Origin of the sequence: Mycobacterium sp. D16R24, from assembly GCF_002013385.1 — a bacterium.
Classification (GTDB): Bacteria; Actinomycetota; Actinomycetes; order Mycobacteriales; family Mycobacteriaceae; genus Mycobacterium.
Map to the genome: position 1 here is coordinate 149,412 of NZ_MAEV01000006.1, position 17,507 is coordinate 166,918.

19 protein-coding genes are annotated in these 17,507 nt (G+C 63.7%); 15 read left to right on the plus strand and 4 right to left on the minus strand.

All coding sequences use genetic code 11. The features are described 5' to 3' along the window. The first annotated feature begins 100 nt into the window (after nucleotides 1-100). The 8 genes from B4383_RS05290 to B4383_RS05325 all read left to right on the plus strand — a co-directional run bounded on the left by B4383_RS05290 (nucleotide 101) and on the right by B4383_RS05325 (nucleotide 7,951). Nucleotides 101-394 carry a hypothetical protein gene (locus tag B4383_RS05290; protein WP_078289433.1) on the plus strand — a complete coding sequence of 98 codons (294 nt, stop codon included), beginning with the start codon at nucleotides 101-103 and terminating at the stop codon, nucleotides 392-394. Then, complete coding sequence (locus tag B4383_RS05295) at nucleotides 391-1,419, plus strand: hypothetical protein (protein WP_078289435.1); 1,029 nt, start codon at nucleotides 391-393, stop codon at nucleotides 1,417-1,419. The genes B4383_RS05290 and B4383_RS05295 overlap by 4 nt, the downstream gene beginning before the upstream one ends. A gap of 130 nt (nucleotides 1,420-1,549) precedes the next feature. Then, nucleotides 1,550-1,882: a DUF485 domain-containing protein gene (locus tag B4383_RS05300; protein WP_139360542.1), complete on the plus strand. Its 333-nt coding sequence runs from the start codon at nucleotides 1,550-1,552 to the stop codon at nucleotides 1,880-1,882. Beyond that, nucleotides 1,879-3,513 carry a cation acetate symporter gene (locus B4383_RS05305; RefSeq protein ID WP_078289437.1) on the plus strand — a complete coding sequence of 545 codons (1,635 nt, stop codon included), beginning with the start codon at nucleotides 1,879-1,881 and terminating at the stop codon, nucleotides 3,511-3,513. The genes B4383_RS05300 and B4383_RS05305 overlap by 4 nt, the downstream gene beginning before the upstream one ends. A 44-nt stretch (nucleotides 3,514-3,557) precedes the next feature. Continuing rightward, nucleotides 3,558-4,766, plus strand: a complete 1,209-nt coding sequence (locus B4383_RS05310) for an MFS transporter (protein WP_078289440.1) — start codon at nucleotides 3,558-3,560, stop codon at nucleotides 4,764-4,766. 280 nt (nucleotides 4,767-5,046) lie between these two features. Then, entirely contained in the window at nucleotides 5,047-5,436 is a 390-nt protein-coding gene (locus B4383_RS05315; protein ID WP_078289592.1) for a hypothetical protein, read from the plus strand. 116 nt (nucleotides 5,437-5,552) lie between these two features. After that, nucleotides 5,553-6,560: an IS481 family transposase gene (locus B4383_RS05320; protein WP_139360544.1), complete on the plus strand. Its 1,008-nt coding sequence runs from the start codon at nucleotides 5,553-5,555 to the stop codon at nucleotides 6,558-6,560. Between the two features lie 89 nt (nucleotides 6,561-6,649). Further along, entirely contained in the window at nucleotides 6,650-7,951 is a 1,302-nt protein-coding gene (locus tag B4383_RS05325) for an acyltransferase (RefSeq protein ID WP_078289446.1), read from the plus strand. On the opposite strand, the gene B4383_RS05330 is transcribed toward B4383_RS05325, so the two are convergent. Beyond that, on the minus strand, nucleotides 7,948-8,133 hold the full coding sequence (locus B4383_RS05330; protein ID WP_078289448.1) for a DUF5302 domain-containing protein: 186 nt from the start codon (nucleotides 8,131-8,133) through the stop codon (nucleotides 7,948-7,950). The genes B4383_RS05325 and B4383_RS05330 overlap by 4 nt on opposite strands. 60 nt (nucleotides 8,134-8,193) lie before the next feature. Here B4383_RS05330 and B4383_RS05335 point away from each other — a divergent pair, with 60 nt between their 5' ends. From B4383_RS05335 to B4383_RS05345, 3 genes are read left to right on the plus strand one after another with little or no spacing between them, the layout of a single operon-like run. Continuing rightward, nucleotides 8,194-9,042, plus strand: a complete 849-nt coding sequence (locus tag B4383_RS05335) for a class I SAM-dependent methyltransferase (protein WP_078289451.1) — start codon at nucleotides 8,194-8,196, stop codon at nucleotides 9,040-9,042. A 2-nt stretch (nucleotides 9,043-9,044) separates the two neighbouring features. Next, the gene (locus B4383_RS05340) at nucleotides 9,045-9,566 is read left to right on the plus strand and encodes a DUF1697 domain-containing protein (protein WP_078289454.1); all 522 of its coding nucleotides are present in this window, start codon (nucleotides 9,045-9,047) and stop codon (nucleotides 9,564-9,566) included. Nucleotides 9,567-9,579: 13 nt separating this feature from the next. Continuing rightward, on the plus strand, nucleotides 9,580-10,389 hold the full coding sequence (locus B4383_RS05345) for a class I SAM-dependent methyltransferase (RefSeq protein WP_078289456.1): 810 nt from the start codon (nucleotides 9,580-9,582) through the stop codon (nucleotides 10,387-10,389). A 12-nt stretch (nucleotides 10,390-10,401) separates the two neighbouring features. On the opposite strand, the gene B4383_RS05350 is transcribed toward B4383_RS05345, so the two are convergent. Further along, nucleotides 10,402-11,046 carry a class I SAM-dependent methyltransferase gene (locus tag B4383_RS05350; protein ID WP_078289457.1) on the minus strand — a complete coding sequence of 215 codons (645 nt, stop codon included), beginning with the start codon at nucleotides 11,044-11,046 and terminating at the stop codon, nucleotides 10,402-10,404. A gap of 99 nt (nucleotides 11,047-11,145) precedes the next feature. Here B4383_RS05350 and tpx point away from each other — a divergent pair, with 99 nt between their 5' ends. Then, on the plus strand, nucleotides 11,146-11,640 hold the full coding sequence (gene tpx, locus B4383_RS05355; protein ID WP_078289459.1) for a thiol peroxidase: 495 nt from the start codon (nucleotides 11,146-11,148) through the stop codon (nucleotides 11,638-11,640). Nucleotides 11,641-11,647: 7 nt separating this feature from the next. After that, entirely contained in the window at nucleotides 11,648-12,460 is an 813-nt protein-coding gene (locus B4383_RS05360; protein ID WP_078289461.1) for a nuclear transport factor 2 family protein, read from the plus strand. On the opposite strand, the gene B4383_RS05365 is transcribed toward B4383_RS05360, so the two are convergent. Together B4383_RS05365 and B4383_RS05370 are read right to left on the minus strand one after the other, a co-directional pair. Further along, entirely contained in the window at nucleotides 12,451-13,092 is a 642-nt protein-coding gene (locus B4383_RS05365) for a TetR/AcrR family transcriptional regulator (protein ID WP_139360552.1), read from the minus strand. The two genes, B4383_RS05360 and B4383_RS05365, sit on opposite strands and share 10 nt — an antisense overlap. Continuing rightward, the gene (locus B4383_RS05370; RefSeq protein ID WP_078289594.1) at nucleotides 13,085-15,295 is read right to left on the minus strand and encodes an MMPL family transporter; all 2,211 of its coding nucleotides are present in this window, start codon (nucleotides 15,293-15,295) and stop codon (nucleotides 13,085-13,087) included. Before B4383_RS05370 ends, B4383_RS05365 begins: the two co-directional genes overlap by 8 nt. Nucleotides 15,296-15,499: 204 nt before the next feature. Here B4383_RS05370 and B4383_RS05375 point away from each other — a divergent pair, with 204 nt between their 5' ends. Together B4383_RS05375 and B4383_RS05380 are read left to right on the plus strand one after the other, a co-directional pair. Continuing rightward, nucleotides 15,500-15,838: a WXG100 family type VII secretion target gene (locus B4383_RS05375; protein ID WP_078289469.1), complete on the plus strand. Its 339-nt coding sequence runs from the start codon at nucleotides 15,500-15,502 to the stop codon at nucleotides 15,836-15,838. Nucleotides 15,839-15,849: 11 nt separating this feature from the next. Continuing rightward, nucleotides 15,850-17,507, plus strand: a 1,658-nt coding sequence (locus B4383_RS05380) for a hypothetical protein (protein ID WP_078289596.1), incomplete at its 3' end; no start/stop codon positions are given.

A 17,507-nucleotide genomic window follows, 5' to 3' on the forward strand; every position in this document is an offset into this window, starting at 1 on the left:
TTCCTTCCTTCTGAACTTTGACAACCCGAGCGGTGCTAGGCTACGGCAACTTGGGCGACCAAGATCACAGTGTTCGGGGAGGCTGCCGCTGTCAGGCCAATTGGACGTTGATCTAGAGGCGTTGCGCAAGCTATCGCCGGAATTACGAGAACAGGCCCACAAGCTATGCAGCCGGGCCGCCAACCCGACCAGGGTCGAAGCCGGGGATGCCCCATCGCTGACCGCAGTGAGACGACTCGTCACCGAAGTCATTCCCGAATTGCAGCGCATGTTTGCGGCACGCTGCGTGAACATGGCCGACCTGTCCGAGCAAGCACAGGCCCGGTTCGGGGACACCGAAGAATACGTGCGACAGACCATTCTTTCCGCCGCATCGCTGTCGAGGCCGCAATGAAGTCGGAGTACTCGGCGAGAAGGTTGCTGACCAACCACCCCGAACAGTCGATCGTGCCGTTGCGCCAGGCGATGCTCGCCGCCACCGAACTGCAGCACCGCGCGCAGGACTACAAGCACTCGATAGACAGACCCGGCGGCCTGCCCTGGGACGGTGAAACCGCCCGCGCGATCCAGGACACCGCCGCCAGCGACGAGAAGACGATCTACCTGGCCACCCAGGTGCTACTCGATGACGCCCCGAAGGCCTTGGTCACCTTGGAGTTTCAGTCGATCGAATATCGCCGCGAGGCGGTGGACCTGTACAACGAGGCCACCGACCACGGCTACACGGTGGCCGAGGACCTCACCGCCAGCTGGATCATGCAGCCCCACACCAGCGCGGAGGTCATCGAGAAGGCGAACCAGAACGCCGTGAAGTTCACACGCATGATGCGGAAGGCTTACGACAAGTGGTGGGCAGCCGAACTGGAGGCCCAGCACCAGATCGACGCCATTTGCGATGAGCTGGCGGCCTCGTTCAATCCGTTCAGCGGGCTGACCTCCACACAGGGAAATCGGGACGGCGAGCACTTCCAGGCGGACAGCCAGCGCGATCAAAGTGTGTTGAGCCGCGTCAACGCGGCATCGCTGTTGGACGATCGGCAGCTCAAGGACCTCGCCGCGGGTAAGAGCGTCACCATCCCGTCCAACCAGCTGCAGTATCTGTACGAATTCGCACAGTCCTTCGATGGCAAATCCGCCACCGAGATCGCCGCCATCAAAGCCGGACTACCCGAGGAATCGCGCGAAGCGATGACGCGGGCGTTCGATCTGGTAGCCAACAATCAGGTCAAATCCGGCGTGCCCTTCACCGACGGCGCCCTGAAGAACTTCATTCCCGACATCGGCTCCGAGCCGCGTCTTCCGGATGGCATCGTCAGCGAGACCATCCACTTGCCTCCGGTCGAGCCCACCGATGCGGAGAAGTTCCTTCGCGCGGTCAACCAGCAGTACGGGGATGAGTCGGCGCGCAGAAGCGTGTGAGCCCCGGGCCCCTGGACCCCAGCCCGGTCGGGTGAACACCTAACAAACCAGCGCGAGAAACCCCACGGCCGTGACTCGGCTCTCATTAGGCTCTCCCAGCACCCTGACAGGTACCCATAAGGAGCCAGCGTTGACCGCCATCGATCCTGCCGAGCTGCCCGCCGAACGAGCCCTGGAAATCCAGAGCAGCGCGGAATTTCAGGAACTCCGGAAAACATTGCGCCGCTTCGTCTTTCCCATGAGCGCGGTCTTCCTCGTGTGGTATGGCCTCTATGTGGTGCTGGGAGCCTTCGCGCACGACTTCATGGCGATCAAGCTCCTCGGCAACGTCAACGTCGGACTCGTACTGGGCCTTGGCCAGTTCGTCACCACGTTCGTCATCACCGGCCTCTACGTCAGATTCGCCAACCGCGAGTTGGATCCCCGGGCCGCAGCCATCCGCGCCGAGGTGGAACAGGCATGACCACCCCATCGACGCTGGCGGCCGAGACCGTCGGCAATCCGGCCACCAACATCGCGATCTTCACCGTCTTCGTCGCCGTCACCCTCTACCTCGTCATCCGCGCCAGCGGCAGTAACAAGACCGCAGAGGGATTCTTCACCGGCGGCCGCGCCTTCTCCGGCCCTCAGAACGGCATCGCCATCGCCGGGGACTACCTGTCCGCCGCCAGCTTCCTCGGAATCGCCGGGGCCATCGCGGTATACGGATATGACGGCTTTCTGTACTCCATTGGATTCCTAGTGGCCTGGCTGGTGGCTCTGCTTCTGGTGGCCGAATTGCTACGCAACACAGGAAAATTCACCATGGCCGATGTGCTGAGCTTCCGGCTCAAGCAGCGCCCGGTGCGACTGGCAGCGGCGACTTCCACGTTGACGGTGTCGCTGTTCTACCTCCTGGCGCAGATGGCAGGTGCCGGAGGTCTGGTGGCGCTCCTTCTCAATATCCACAGCAGACTGGGCCAGTCGATCGTCATCGGTGTGGTTGGCGTGCTCATGATCGTCTACGTCCTGGTGGGCGGCATGAAGGGCACCACCTGGGTCCAAATCATCAAGGCGGTGTTGTTGATCACCGGCGCCGCACTCATGACGGGCGCGGTGCTGGCCAAGTTCGGCTTCAACGTCTCCGACATTCTCGGCGCCGCACAGCACGCCGTTTCTCACAGCCACACCAAAGGTGTTGCGTCACGCGATGTTCTAGCCCCGGGTGCGCAGTACGGCGGTTCGTTGACATCGAAGATCAACTTCCTGTCGCTCGGGCTCGCGCTGGTGCTGGGCACCGCGGGACTCCCCCACGTCCTGATGCGCTTCTACACCGTGCCCACCGCCAAGGAGGCTCGCCGATCGGTGGTGTGGGCGATCGGACTGATCGGCGCCTTCTACCTGTTCACCCTGGCGCTGGGCTACGGCGCCGCAGCACTCGTCGGACCCGATCGCATCCTGGCGGCGGCCGGTGGCCAGAACTCGGCTGCACCGCTGCTGGCCTTCGAGCTAGGCGGGGTGATCCTGCTTGCGGTCATCTCGGCGGTGGCGTTCGCGACCATTCTCGCGGTGGTGGCCGGACTAACGATCACCGCATCGGCATCATTCGCACATGACATCTACGCCTCAGTCATCAAGGACCACAACGTCTCTGAAGGGGAACAGGTCCGGGTGTCACGGATCACAGCAGTGGTATTGGGTGTCATCGCGATCGGGCTCGGCATCTTGGCCAACGGTCAGAATGTCGCGTTCCTGGTGGCACTGGCCTTCGCGGTCGCGGCAGCGGCCAATCTGCCGACCATCGTTTTCTCGCTGTACTGGGCACGGTTCAACACCCGCGGCGCGCTGTGGAGCATGTACGGCGGATTGATCTCCACCATCGTGCTCATCGTCTTCTCCCCCGCTGTCTCCGGCGCAAAGACGGCGATGATCCCGGGCGCCGACTTCGCCTGGTTCCCGCTCGCCAATCCCGGCATCGTGTCGATTCCCCTGGCCTTCGTGCTCGGCATTGTCGGGACACTGACCTCCAACGACAAGGGCAACCCGGGGCTGAACGCGGAGATGGAGGTGCGCTCCCTGACGGGCATCGGCGCGGAAAAGGCGATCGCCCAATGATCCGGGCGGAATGAGACGGGCCCGCCCGTGACTTACATTGGGTTGTGATTGCCCGTCTGCGCCGTTCGGCCGCGTTCATCCTGCTGGCGTTTAGCTTCTCGGCGGTCATGATCGGCACCACCATGCCGACGCCGATGTATGCGCTGTACTCGCAGCAGATGCACTTTTCCGTGCTCACCACCACCGTTGTGTATGCCACCTACGCGGCCGGCGTGCTGTTCGCGCTGCTGCTGTTCGGCGGTTGGTCCGACGTTCTGGGCCGTCGCCCCCTATTGCTGACCGGCGCCGGATTCGCCATCCTCAGCTCGGTCATCTTCCTGTTCGTCGACTCGGTTCCGCTGCTGCTGATCGCCCGCATCGTCTCGGGGCTGTCCGCGGGGTTCTTCACCGGCGCGGCTACCGTCGCCGTCATCGAGGCGGCACCCGAACAATGGCGGGGACGAGCGGCCGCCGTGGCCACCATCGCCAACACCGGTGGCCTTGGGCTCGGACCGTTGGTGGCCGGCATCCTCGTTCAGTACGCGCCCTGGCCCACCCATCTGGCGTTCATCGTCCATATCGGACTCGTGTCCATCGCCGTAGTGGCTCTGCTCATGGCACCGGAGACCGCGCCGCAACACGGAACGCTTGGTGTGCAACGTCTTTCGCTACCTCCCCAGGTACGTGCGACATTCGCGGCCGCAGCGACAGCGGGTTTCGCCGGATTCGCGGCCCTCGGCTCCTTCACGGCTGTGGCCCCCGGATTCCTGTCCGGGGTGCTCGGCATCGACAACCACGCGGTCGCCGGTGCAAGCGTCTTCCTCACATTCGGATCCTCTTGTGTGGCACAGATTCTCATCCGGCAGGTGCCTGCGGCCAAGGCACTGATCCTTGGCTGCGCAATCCTGCTGACCGGGATGCTGCTCGTGGTGGTGGCCCTGCACACGTCGTCATTGCCCTGGTACCTGACCAGCGCGGTGGTGGTGGGCATCGGGCAGGGCATCAGTTTCAGCCGCGGACTGGCCTCCATCGCCGACCGCACGCCGGAGGACCATCGCGCGGAGGTGACCTCCAGCTACTTCGTCGTCGCCTATATCGGAATCGCCCTGCCGGTCATCGGCGAGGGCCTGGCCGCGCATGCGTGGGGACTACGCACCGCGGGGATCACGTTCGCGCTCGCGGTGGCCGCCCTGGCGGCGCTCTGCCTGATCGCGGTCATCTGGCAAGAACGCCCACGCCGAGAAGAAACCGCGGCGCCGGCGACCACCGGCTAATCAAGATCTGTTGCCGCTACACCCCATGACCACAGCTGCGGTGCCGAAAAAATAGGTAGCACAGCACAGTTCGCACGCCCTACCTAGACGCTCGGGCCAGAAACCGTTCATCCGATAAGGGTTGTCCGGGCCGTGGATCGGCGCTAAGTTGTCGGCGGCCCCTGCCTACTCCGGGGTCGTTACCGGTCTTTTCAGAAGGAGTCGATGGGTCGTGCCTGAAGTCGTGCCGGATGACGGAGAAGCCCCAGTCATTGTCAGCCTCGTCGATGCGGCGGTGCACATGTACGCCTCCGCCATCGACACCCTGCCCGAACCCACCGACCCCGAGTACGGCGAACGCGTTGGCGTCGTCCTGAGCGGGTTGCGAAAGCTCGAAGGCGCGATCTCAAAGGCGGCCGGCCGCAGCCGCGTCACGCCCTCAGTCATCGTCGCGCTGAGCGGCGTGCGCCACCGATACGACGATCTCATGAAAGACGCGGCCAACAGCCCCAGCGCGACATTGGGCCAACGTCTCTACACCGCGCGCCGGCGGGCACGGCTCACCGCGCAGGAAACCGCCAATGGCGCCGGCCTGAAGGTCGGATTCCTGACGGCAGTCGAGTCCGAGGAATCCGTCACCGAGGACGAAGCCGCCAAGATCAAGGACCTCATCGCCGCTCTCGGCGGCTAGTTGTGATGTCCAGGGAGGTTGTTCCGGTCGTTTTTGGTGAGCCTGTGTGATAGGTGAAGGCCTCTGGTTGTGAAGTGGAGCTGTCTAGGAACCGCTTCACCAACCAGGAGGCCTTCATGTCCCACGCTAACGCTGCTTTAACCCCGCGCGCTCGATTGAGGTTGGCCCGGCTCGTTGTTGAGTCCGGCTGGACCTATGCGGCGGCGGCCAAGATGTTCATGGTCGCCCCGCGAACTGCCAGGAAGTGGGCCGATCGGTTCCGCTCCGAGGGCCAGGCCGGGATGGTTGACCGCAGTTCACGACCGCGCGTTAGCCCCACCAAAACAGCGCCACAGACGGTGCGCCGGATCGTGAACCTGCGGTGGCGAGGGCGGCTCGGGCCGATGCAGATCGGCGGGCGCCTCGGGATGGCGGCCTCCACCGTGCACGCGGTGTTGACACGGTGCCGGATCAACCGACTTTCACATATCGACCGGGTCACCGGGGAACCGCTGCGCCGCTACGAACATCCCCATCCCGGATCGCTGATCCACGTCGACGTCACCAAATTCGCCAACATCCCCGACGGCGGTGGCCACAAGTTCCTCAGCCGCCAACAAAGCAAACGCAATGCCATCGCCACGGGCCACCACACCGGTGAGCGCGGCGACCCCGCGAACAACTACCGCCCCAGAATTGGAAAAGCATTCGTACACACCGTGATCGACGATAACTCCAGACTCGCCTATGCCGAGATCTGCACCGATGAGAAAGCCGCCACCGCAGTCGGTGTGCTGCACCGCGCAGTGGCCTGGTTCGCCGGGCGCGGTGTCATTATCGAGCGCGTCCTCTCCGATAACGGAGCGGCCTACCGGTCCTACGCCTGGCGCCAGGCCTGCGCCGAACTGCACATCACCCCGAAGCGAACACGCCCCTACCGACCGCAAACCAACGGCAAAATCGAACGATTCCACCGCACCCTGGCCGACGGCTGGACCTACGCACGGTTCTACGAGTCAACCCAACAGCGCAACATCACCCTGCCGGACCGGCTGCACTTCTACAATCACCACCGAGCCCACTCCGCAATCGGAGGCCAGCCACCCATCACCAGACTGACCAACCTCCCTGGACATCACACCTAGTCCTACTCGCGAGGCCCAGGGGAAACTACCTAGCGAGGTCGCGTAGCGACGCGCTGTGTTGGTGATCGGCGCTCGACGACGCTAGGTGCATGACGATGACTCTGGGCCTGCCCACCGCCAACGAGGTGGGTGCCGCTACTCCGGCAACGCGCGACCGCGCGCTTGATGTGATCCGAATCGTGTCACTGGTCGGTGTGGTCCTTGGGCACACCATCATGGCGGTGAGCGCCATCGACAACGGTGTGCTGCTGTGGGGCAACCTGCTCAACGGCCGCCCCGTTTTCCAGGCGTTGACCTGGGTTTTCCAGATCATGCCGCTGTTCTTCTTCGCAGGTGTCGCGGCCAGCGTGGGCTCCTGGAAGCCGGGCACCAGCTGGGGGTCCTGGCTCATGCATCGCTGCACCCGGCTGTACCGCCCGGTGTTCTACTACCTGGGCTTCTGGGCGGTGGCCCTGCTGATACTTCGGCAGATCCTGCCGCTACACGTCTATGAGCCGGTCGCCGGTGTGAGCACCCAGCTGCTGTGGTTCCTCGGCGCCTATGTACTGGTACTGGCGGCGGTTCCGCTGCTGGCCCGCATCACGACGACACGGAGCATGTTCACCGCGCTGGCGGGAATCTATCTGGGCATCGCCGCCATCGACGTGCTGCGGCTGGGCCTGGACGCGCCCAAGGGCATCGGATACGTGAACTTCGTGGTGTGGCTGCTGCCGGCGGTTTTGGGCGTGGGGTACCGCCGGCAGCTGATCACCCAGAAAGCCGCATTGATGCTGGCCGCAGCCGTATTCGCAGTCAACATCGCGCTGGTGACGTCCGGGCCGTACACGATCAGTCTGGTCGGCGTGGCCGGGCAGAAGGTGCCGAACATGATTCCGCCCTCGCTGGTACTGGCCGGGCACGCAATCGTCTTGTCCGCACTCGCCATCGCGGCGATGCCGGCCATCAATCGATGGGCTCAGCGCCCTCGGGTGTGGTGGGCCGTGGCCATCGGCAACTCGGGCGCGATGACGCTGTACCTCTGGCACATGCCCGCGCTGCTGGGCATGCACCTGGTGTTCGATTTCCTCGGATTCCCCCGATACAACACCGCGGCACCGGATTTCATCGTGCTGTCGGTGCTTCAGGTGGCGACGATGGCCGTCCTGGTGACCGGGCTCTTCCTGGCCCTGCGACCGCTGGAAAACAACCCTCTGCCCGGCTGGGACGGTGGCTACGTCGCGCAGCCCGGTACGCGCAGTGCCGTCGTCGGGATAGCTCTGATGACCGCCGGCGGGTTCACCCTGGCCTCAGTCGTCTGGGGACTCAAGGGCTTTGGCCTTACGTGCTGGGTGGTTGCCCTGGCCGGGCTGATCATCGCCCGGGGGCTGGCCAACCAGAGGCGAGACGCTTAGCCGCTCTTACGACGGAATTCGCGATGCGAGCCGGCCCGGCCATGTGCATGGGTCGGCTTGCTGGCGGTGTCCTTGTTGTCGGCGGCGGCGTTGGCCTTGTTGTTTTTACGGTCAAGTGCCTCGCGGAACCTGCGCTTGGCATCGTCCGCGGCCGAGTCGCCGCTCGCCTTCGAATCGGTCATACCCGTCAGCCTAACCATGGGACAGACCGATCGTCGCACCATTTCACTAGCATCAGCTTCATGACCGAGTCTGCCCCTCTTCGCCCGGGTGGTTCATCGCGGATCAGCGGAGACAGCCTGGAGGGCGTCTCGGCGACCACCCTGTGGACACTGCACAACCGCGGCACCGAGGCGAAACGCCCGGACGGTGTGATTCAGGATCCGCTGGCCGCAGAGCTCTTCGACGCCATCGAGTACGACTATCGCAAGTTCGGCCGCCCGTCGCAGAGCCACGCCCTGCGGGCCCGGGCCTTCGACTCACAGGCCCGCGTGTACCTCGCGACGCATCCCCGGGCGGCGGTTGTCGCACTCGCAGAAGGCATGCAAACCAGCTTCTGGCGGTTGGGCGGCGCGGAATCCACAGCCCAATTCACTTGGTACTCCGTCGATCTGCCACCGGTGATGGAGTTACGCAGCAAGCTGTTGCCCAAGAATGAACGGATTGTCGAGCTGGCCCAGTCCGCCCTGGACCTGAGCTGGATGGATCGGGTCGACGGCTCAGACGGCGTGTTCATCACGGCCGAGGGGCTACTCATGTATCTGCAACCGGAGGAATCGCTTGGGCTAATCGAGGCCTGCGCCAAGCGTTTTCCCGGCGGACAGATGATGTTCGACAACATCCCGCACTGGTTCAGCAGGCGGACCCTGCAGGGGTTCACGTTGTCGGACCGCTACGTGGCCCCACCCATGCCGTTCGCGCTGACACCCGATGAAGGCGAGACGCTCATCTCCGTTCCGGGAGTGACGGCCGCCATCGACATACCGCTGCATCCCGGGCGCGGAATCTGGAAATTCGTCAACTCCAAGCGCCTTGATCGCGGGTTTCTGCGCCGGACTCGCCCGTCCATGACGCTCCTACAGTTCGGATAGCCATGACCAGATATGCCGCCCTGCTGCGCGGAGTCAACGTCGGTGGCATCACGATGAAGATGGCCGATGTCCGAGATGCTCTCGAGGCCGACGGATTTACCGGTGTCACAACAATTCTCGCCAGCGGAAACGTGCTGCTGGACTCAGCCGAATCCGCCTCCGCGGTCAAGGAACGGCTGCAGCGGGTACTCTGCGATCGCTTCGGATACGAGGCCTGGGTGCTGGTGTACGACGTGGGCACGATCAGCAGCATCATCGATGCGTTCCCGTGGGAGCCGGAGATCGAGGGCGTGCACTCCTACGTGATGTTCTGCAGCGACCCCGCGGTGCTCTCCGAGCTGGCCGCCCTCGGTGGCGAGCTCGACGACAGCGAACGCATCGCCGCCGGCGACGGTGTGCTGTATTGGCAGGTGCCCAAGTCACAGACCCTGGCCAGCCCCATCGGCAAGACGATGGGTAAGAAGCGGTACAAGTCGACGACGACCACCCGCAACCTGAGAACGTTGCACAAACTCGTTCGCTAGTACTGTGGCGTGCATGGCTGCCATCGATGCCCGCCACCTCGACGGGGTGTCCGAAACCGCGCTCATCACCTTGAATCAACGAGCGACCGAAGCGAGCCGGCCCGACGGTGTGCTCGAAGATCCGATGGCCATCGTCCTGCGTGACAGCCTGGATTACGACTACCACCACTTCGGTCGCACGCACCAGGGAATTGCCCTGCGGGCGTTGACATTCGACAACGTCTCCAACGAATATCTGGCCGATCATCCGCGGGCCACCGTGGTGGCGCTCGCCGAGGGACTGCAGACCAGTTTCTGGCGTATCGACAACGGCGAGCTGACCTGGTTGTCCGTCGACCTGGAACCCATTGTGCGGTTGCGCCAGCAGCTGCTTCCGCCCTCGGATCGGCTCCGATACATCGCACAGTCCGCACTCGACCACTCCTGGATGGACCAGGTCGACGACTCCAACGGCGTCCTGATCACCGCCGAGGGGCTGTTGATGTACCTGGAACGCGACCTGGTGTTCGACCTCATCGCCGCCTGCGCTAAGCGATTTCCCGGCGGGTGGATGGTCTTCGACACCATCCCCTGGTTGATGAGCGTGTACTCGCAGCGGCGCGGCTGGAAGCTGAGCGAGCACTACACGGTGCCGCCGATGCCGTTCTCCTTCACCGCCCACCAGTACGGGCAGCTGCGGGCACTGGACGGTGTGCGCACGGTGCGTGAGGTGCGGATGCCTGCCGGACGCGGAAACTTCCTGAAGCTGGCCACACCGCTGTTCTACGACCTGCCCTTGTCCGACCGGATAAGGCCGGCAATGACCGTCGTCGAATTCGGTTGACCCGCAGATGCTCTAGGCGGGTTTGACCGCGCGTCCGATCACGATCGATGAGGACGGCATGGGGACACCGAATACCTTCAGCCAGTCGTCGCGCTGCCCCTCGATCTCGAATCCCGCCCGTTCGATCGCGGCCAGCGTGTCCCGGTGCGTATGGCAGTTGCCGAACAATCGGGGCCAGAAAGTCACGTCCACCGCGCGCTGCACCAATCCGAGCGCACCCCCATGTGCGACGTGCTCGAAGAAGCGCACCTCGCCACCGGGCTTGAGTACCTCGAACGCCTGCGCGGCGGCACGGTCGGGGTCACCCACCGAACACAACACCAGCGAGCACACCACCGCGTCGAATCGATCCTCACCTGTGACGGCGAGGTCCTCGAACACACCGGCGGTCACCGTCACCGGAATCGACGCCGCCGCGGCAGCATCCTCGGCTTGCGGACGCAGCCTGGATTCGGGTTCGAGCGCCGTCACCGAGGTCACGGTGTCCGGATACAGCGGGAAGTTCGAGCCGATACCCGCGCCTACCTCCAGGACGTGTCCCGTCAGCCCCCGCAGATTCTCGGCACGCAGCTCCTTGATCCCGGGTGGTTCCCGGCGTGCGATGGCAGACCACACTGCCGAGAAGAATCTGTTGTCGAAGCTGACAGGCGTCGCCATGGCATCCAACCTAGCCCCGTCGACTAGCCCCCACCAACCACCCAAACTAGCTCCCACCCCACCACCCCAGCGATAACCCAACTCTGGAACACTGGGGCCATGGCACAGATCACGTTGCGCGGAAACCCCATCAACACGGTCGGCGAGCTTCCCGCTGTCGGCTCTCCTGCCCCGGCATTTGAGCTGGTAGGCGCCGATCTCGGCCCCGTCACCAGCGACCAGTACCGGGATAAGCCGGTGATCCTCAACATCTTTCCCTCGATCGACACCCCCGTCTGCCAGGCCAGCGTGCGGACCTTCAACCAGCGCGCCGCCGAGGCGGGCGCGCCGGTGCTGTGTGTGTCGAAGGACTTGCCGTTTGCCCAGAAGCGCTTCTGTGGCGCGGAGGGCATCGAGAACGTGGGCACCGCGTCGGCCTTCCGCAGCACGTTCGGCGAGGACTTCGGTGTCGTCATCACCGACGGCCCGATGACCGGGCTGCTGGGCCGCGCGATCGTCGTCATCGGTGCCGACGGCAATGTCGCCTACACCGAGCTGGTGCCCGAGATCGCTCAGGAACCCGACTACGACGCGGTGCTCGGGGCACTGTCCTAAAAGCCCAGTGTCCAGCGCACCCTTTGCCGACGAGCTGCTGGCGACCGTTCAGGCGTCGCCAGCTGCTGTCGGTGCACACGACAAGGACACCTGGGTCGGCCTGTTCGCCACCTACGGCCAGGTGAATGATCCGGTGGGCTCACGGCCGCATATCGGTGAGGCCGCGATCAGCAAGTTCTACGACACCTTCATCGCGCCCAACACGATCGTGTTCGAGGTCGAAAACGATGTGGTCGCCGGGATGTCGGTACTACGCGATCTGACGATTCATACGACCATGTCCACCGGCGTCACCATGCACATCCCGATGCATCTGCGCTATGACCTCGTCGAGGACGGGCCCGCCTCCTCACTCAAGATCGATCGGTTGTTCGCGTATTGGGAACTGCGCGCCATGATCGGCCAGCTCTTGGGTGCCGGTGGCGACGGACTGCTCGCGAGCGCCAAGCTGGGGCCACAACTGCTGAAGAACCAGGGCCTCAATGGCGTGCTGGGATTCATGCGTGGACTCAAGGGCGTACACGCGACCGGCAAGCAGCGCGTCGAGGAACTGGCGGCCGCGCTGACGGCCCGGGACATCCAGACGGTCACCACACTGCTCTCCCCGGAAGCCACCCTCTCGCTCGACGGTGTGGCCGAGGCCTCGCTGACCGAGTTCGCTTCGGCAACAGGTTCTTTGGCCGTCGACAAGCTGTTGGCCGCGGGATCTTCGGTATCGGCCACCGTGCGCCTGGGCGATCGGCGCGGGGTCGGGCTCTTCGAGTTCTCCGACAACTCGGCGGCACCGGGCACGCTGGCTTCGGTGCGGCTCTACTTCTGACGCGGCAGTACGCCGGTCAGGTCGACGTCGCTGACCGCCTGCCCCAGACAGGCGACGCGTAACGCGTTGTCGGCGAAGTCTTCCGCATCACCCCAGGGCAGATACGGTTTGGTGACGAGCATCGAGGCCACCCCGTGCGCCGCGGTCCACAGTTGCAACGCCATCACCACGGTGTCGCCGTCGGGGTAGAAACCTTCTCCCACGAGTTCCTGGACTCCCTTGTGCAAGTGCGCGAATGCCGCACTGACCATCGTCTCGTCCAGTTCACTGTCATCACGGGGCGGCGCCGAGGTGGCCAGCCGGTACATCAGCGGGGTTGCCACGGCAAAGCGCACGTAGGCCATGCCCTGCGCGTGCAAACGCTCCAGCGCGGTCGGCTGGTCCAGCGCCGCGGTCAGCATCTCGTCGTCCAGCCGTTGGTAGTACTGCCCGCAGACCGCGTCCATCAGCTCGTCCTTGTCCGCGAAGTGCAGATAGATCGACGGCGGGGTCACCCCGATCTTGCGCGCAACCTCGCGAATGGAGGGGGCACGTAGCTCCTTGGCTTCCAGGACAAGATCGATTGCCGCATCAATGATTTCGTCGCGCAGTTGGTCTCCTTCCCCGCGCGAGGAACGCTGACGCTTAGTCACTGAATCCGATTCGTTCATGGAGTTTGACCAAGGGCTTGGGTGCCCACCAGTTGAAGCGTCCGAGCATTCGCATGAACGAGGGCACCAGCAGCATCCGGATGATGGTGGCGTCGACCACGATCGCGATGGTCAGTCCGGTGCCGAACATCCGCATGAACGCCACCTGCGCGGCGATCAGTGCGGCGAAGGCAATGGTCATGATCATCGCCGCCGCGGTGACCACCCGGCCGGTGCGGGCCACCCCGAGCGCCACGGCCTCGTCGTTGTCTGCGCGCGTGTGTCCGGACGCCATCCAGTACTCCCGGATCCGCGAGATGAGGAACACCTCGTAGTCCATCGACAGCCCAAACGCTATACAGAACAACAGCATCGGCATGGTGGCGACAATCGTGCCGGTGACCTCGGTCCCGAATCCGCCCAGGTGTCCCTCTTGGAATATCCAGATCAGCGCGCCAAAGGTCGCCGTCAGCGACAGCACGTTGAGGACGAGCGCCTTCAGCGGCAGAATCACCGACCCGGTCAGCAGGAACAGCAGCGCGAAGGTGACGATCGCGATGATGGCCAGTACCAGGGGGAGCTTATGCACAATGCCGTCGACGGCGTCGCGGTCCAGTTGGGCTCCCCCACCGATCTTGACGGTGGTATCGCTCGGACCGGGGAGGGCGTGGATGGCGTCAAGCTGACGCTCGGCGGCTTCGGTGTAGGGCTTGGCCCCGGTCTGGACCGTGAAAAGTGCTGCCCCGTCCTTGATCCCGGTTGCGCTCGAGGGCGGACCGACTTTCATGCCCCGGATGAACGCACCGGTGGGCGCGGCCACTTCCTTGACATCCTCGATCTTCGAGAGGTCCGTGGCGTACTCGTCCATGTCCCGCGGTGGCACCGTGCCGATGCCCTCGGCGATGACGGACAGATTGGTCGAGCTGTTGTTGTTGAAGTTTCGGCGCATCTCGTTGCCGACCTGATGCGCCGAGGCCGATGCCGGCAACACCCGGTCATCCGGGAACCCGAAGGTTCCGTTGAGGAACGGCAGGCCCAGAACCACCAATGCCGTGACGATCACGATGGAGATCGGAATCGCGCGGGCCATAACCCGTTTGGTGTTTCGGTACCAGAAGGTCTCGGTGATCTCCCTGGCCGTGGGTTCCGGCCTGCCCAGGATCTTACGAATGAGGCGGCGTACGTCCAGGGCATCGATCCGATCGCCAAGAAGCGTGACGACCGCGGGCACAATGACGAGAGCCGCAATGGCGCCGACGAACACCACTGCGACACCCGCGTACCCGAAGGACTTGAGGAAGTACATCGGGAACAGGATCAGTGCCACCAGCGCCAGGGCGACCGTCAGCGCCGAGAACAGCACGGTGCGGCCCGCCGTGGTCATGGTCAGTACCAGCGCTTCGTCGCGCGGCTTGCCGGCGTTCACCTCTTCGCGATAGCGACTGATGATCAGCAGCGAGTAGTCGATGGCGAGTGCCAATCCCATGGCGACAGCCAGGTTCAATGCGAACACCGACACGTCGGTGACATATGTCAGGCCGCGCAGGATGGACATCGCCCCAACGATCGAGAACACCCCGACGACCAGGGGCAGCAAGGCCGCGTAGAGACCGCCGAAGATCCAGACCAGCACCACGAAACTGATCGGAATCGCGATCGATTCCATAACCAGCAGGTCCTTCTCGGACTGCGTGACGATCTGGTTGTAGAGCGTGGCGACGCCGCCGGCCTTGACCGAGACTCCGTCGCGGTCGACGGCGAGCGACTTGATGAGAATCGCCGCGTGCTTCTGGGCGTCGTTCTCACCCCCGGTCAGCCCGGCGACGATCAAGCCCGACTTGCCGTCGGTGCCGAAGAGATCATCGGCGACTTGCGGCGGAGCCGTCCACGCCGAGGTCAGGTTGAGCACCTCACCGGAGTCTTTGAGCTGGCGCTCTAGATCGGCTGCGACGGCGCGCATCTGCGGGCTCTTGACTCCCTGATCACTGGTGAGCATGAAGACCAGGGATTGGTCGCTGATGTCGAATTTCTCGGTGAGAACTCGCGTCACATACGCGGACTCGGAATTGGGGTCTTGCTGTCCGCCAGCGGCCAGATGCTTGGTCACCGGTACCCCGAAGATGGCGGCCGCGATGGCGATGAGCAGTGCCGCACCGAGTACGAGGCGAGGTGCCGCGATAACCGATCGAGCCAAAGGTTCCAGCATCGCAACGCCTTCCACCAGAGGATAACGGCGTTAAGTTATCAGCGATAAGTTAGGCGGGTCAAGGGTTGACATGTGCGCGCCGAGTGCATACCGCACGCAGGTGCTCCGCGAATCACTCAAAAAAACATGGAACCAAACGCGGCCCCACCCCGTCGGATCTTTGTATTAGGGGCATGCATGCCGTACGGGCGAGGAGAGTCAGACATGGCGAGCGTTTCGGGTTCATCGGGTGATCACTTACATGTGGACCCGGCCGAACTGCAGATTCATGGAGACCAACTCCACACGCACGCCTCCGATCTGAAGGACGCACACGATGCCGCCCATCGCGCATTGACCGATGCGCAGGCCGGTTTCGGATCGGGGCGCGCCGCCAACGCGTTGGGCACCCGCATTTCCGAGTGGGAGAAGGAAACCGCAGACCATCACGCAGAGCTCAGTAGTCACGGCGAGAACCACAAGGCGTCGGCGGTCAAATTCGTGAACCGGGACGAGCTCAATCGTGCGGGTATCGAACAAGCCGGACCCGGCAGCACGGTCTAGGGGGAGTAACTATGAGGATGACGCTCGACGAATTGCAGCACTGGCCACCACAGATAAAGGCACTCGCGGATGCCGCATCTAAACGGGGCGATGCCAGTCAGCAGGCCGCGGACAAGGTACAGGCCATCATCGATATGTCGACCTGGAAGGGTGATGCCGGCGACGCCGCGAGGGACGCGATGAAGCGCTCGGCCGGACGCTTCGAGAACTCCGGGTTTGAGGCGATGTATGTGGCGATGCATGCCAACAAGGCCTATGGAGAGTCGCAAGCGCTGGCTGACGACATCGGCTCCTTCTTGGCATACGCTGACGCTCCTCCGAAGGTGGACATCGATCCCAAGACCAACGCGGTGACACCCCCGGACATCACTGGTTTGAACAAAGACCAATTACAGAAGGTCATCGACAAACTGAAGGAACTTCATCAGCGGGTGACGGGCCTCGTTGCGCGCGGCGAAATGTTGGACGACTCATTGGCTCGCGTACTCGACGAGGGCACCGGCGGTCACACCATGGCCGAGAAACAAATCGCCGAGGGGAGCCCCGAACAAGCCGAACGCGATGTCCACGACGTTCTCGCCGGTACCGCCACGGAAGAGCAGAGGGCACGCGTCCAGGCGGCATCGATCCTGAGCCCCGAGCAGATCGCGGATCGTGATGCGGGTAGGCCGGTGCAGTTGACGCGTTCGCAGCAGCAGGTATTGGGGCAGCTACAGGCGCAGATGAATGGGATGTCCGTAGAGGACATTCACCGGGCCGAGCGACGCTTGGGCAACAACAAGAGCATTATCGGTAACGCGCTGCAGATGATGGGCTCGAATCAGTACGGCTATGCAAAGACCGAATTACGCCCCGGCGCACAGGGTTCCACCACCGAACTCACGACGGGAGGGTATGACAAGCTGCCCACCTCGGTTCAGAATCTGCTGAACGAATCCCGGCCGCCCTACACCCCGAACTACCCGCCCGGAACCTACAACGTGGACCCCTCAGTGGGGAACCTCAACCGCCTCTCCGAAGTGCTCATCGATGGCGATCAAGGCTTTCAGCGAGGCACCGAACTGGATCACAAACTGCTGCAGCGCGGCGCCGACATCTTGCACTACGAGAATGAAAGCGGCCACACTGCTCTAGCTCCCGTCGATAAGGAACTGCAGAACATATTCACGGCGACCGGCCGCGACCACATCGCAGCGCACGACATCATCACCGCAACCGATAGTCACCGAAACGACCAGTTCCTCAAAGATTTGACCCACCACCAATTCCCCGATTTGGGTCTTGCCGCAGGCAGCCTGGTGAGTTGGACCGGCGACTCGGCGCACGCCGGGCCGGGGGTGAGCCTGGAAGATGCACGAATGTCAGGTGAGACTGCCCGCGCTTACGCCAGCTACGTCGCTGACCACGGCGGTGAACTGAGCAAACTATCCAACAGCATCTCCGGAGGTACCCACACACTGGGCGAAATCAGCCCCGGACTAGCTCAGGGTATGGCTCACGGCCTGGCCCCCTACACCGCCACGATTGGCGGAGGCGATCCCGACGTATTCGGGACCACCCCAGGTTTCAACGGCCCGCTCGACAGCCAGAACGATATCGACAACGCAATGATGCCCAAGGCCAAGGCGCTGGTAACAGTGCTCAGTACCGACTCCGATGCGGCCAAAAC

What these genes read in the sequence shown, in the direction of transcription:
- B4383_RS05330 (WP_078289448.1), bottom strand. Translation starts at nt 8,133, where the DNA reads ATGACCGATTCGAAGGCGAGCGGCGACTCGGCCGCGGACGATGCCAAG.
- B4383_RS05315 (WP_078289592.1), top strand. Translation starts at nt 5,047, where the DNA reads ATGTACGCCTCCGCCATCGACACCCTGCCCGAACCCACCGACCCCGAG.
- B4383_RS05335 (WP_078289451.1), top strand. Translation starts at nt 8,194, where the DNA reads ATGACCGAGTCTGCCCCTCTTCGCCCGGGTGGTTCATCGCGGATCAGC.
- B4383_RS05375 (WP_078289469.1), top strand. Translation starts at nt 15,500, where the DNA reads ATGGCGAGCGTTTCGGGTTCATCGGGTGATCACTTACATGTGGACCCG.
- B4383_RS05350 (WP_078289457.1), bottom strand. Translation starts at nt 11,046, where the DNA reads ATGGCGACGCCTGTCAGCTTCGACAACAGATTCTTCTCGGCAGTGTGG.
- B4383_RS05370 (WP_078289594.1), bottom strand. Translation starts at nt 15,295, where the DNA reads ATGCTGGAACCTTTGGCTCGATCGGTTATCGCGGCACCTCGCCTCGTA.
- B4383_RS05295 (WP_078289435.1), top strand. Translation starts at nt 391, where the DNA reads ATGAAGTCGGAGTACTCGGCGAGAAGGTTGCTGACCAACCACCCCGAA.
- B4383_RS05340 (WP_078289454.1), top strand. Translation starts at nt 9,045, where the DNA reads ATGACCAGATATGCCGCCCTGCTGCGCGGAGTCAACGTCGGTGGCATC.
- tpx (WP_078289459.1), top strand. Translation starts at nt 11,146, where the DNA reads ATGGCACAGATCACGTTGCGCGGAAACCCCATCAACACGGTCGGCGAG.
- B4383_RS05305 (WP_078289437.1), top strand. Translation starts at nt 1,879, where the DNA reads ATGACCACCCCATCGACGCTGGCGGCCGAGACCGTCGGCAATCCGGCC.
- B4383_RS05320 (WP_139360544.1), top strand. Translation starts at nt 5,553, where the DNA reads ATGTCCCACGCTAACGCTGCTTTAACCCCGCGCGCTCGATTGAGGTTG.
- B4383_RS05325 (WP_078289446.1), top strand. Translation starts at nt 6,650, where the DNA reads ATGACGATGACTCTGGGCCTGCCCACCGCCAACGAGGTGGGTGCCGCT.
- B4383_RS05345 (WP_078289456.1), top strand. Translation starts at nt 9,580, where the DNA reads ATGGCTGCCATCGATGCCCGCCACCTCGACGGGGTGTCCGAAACCGCG.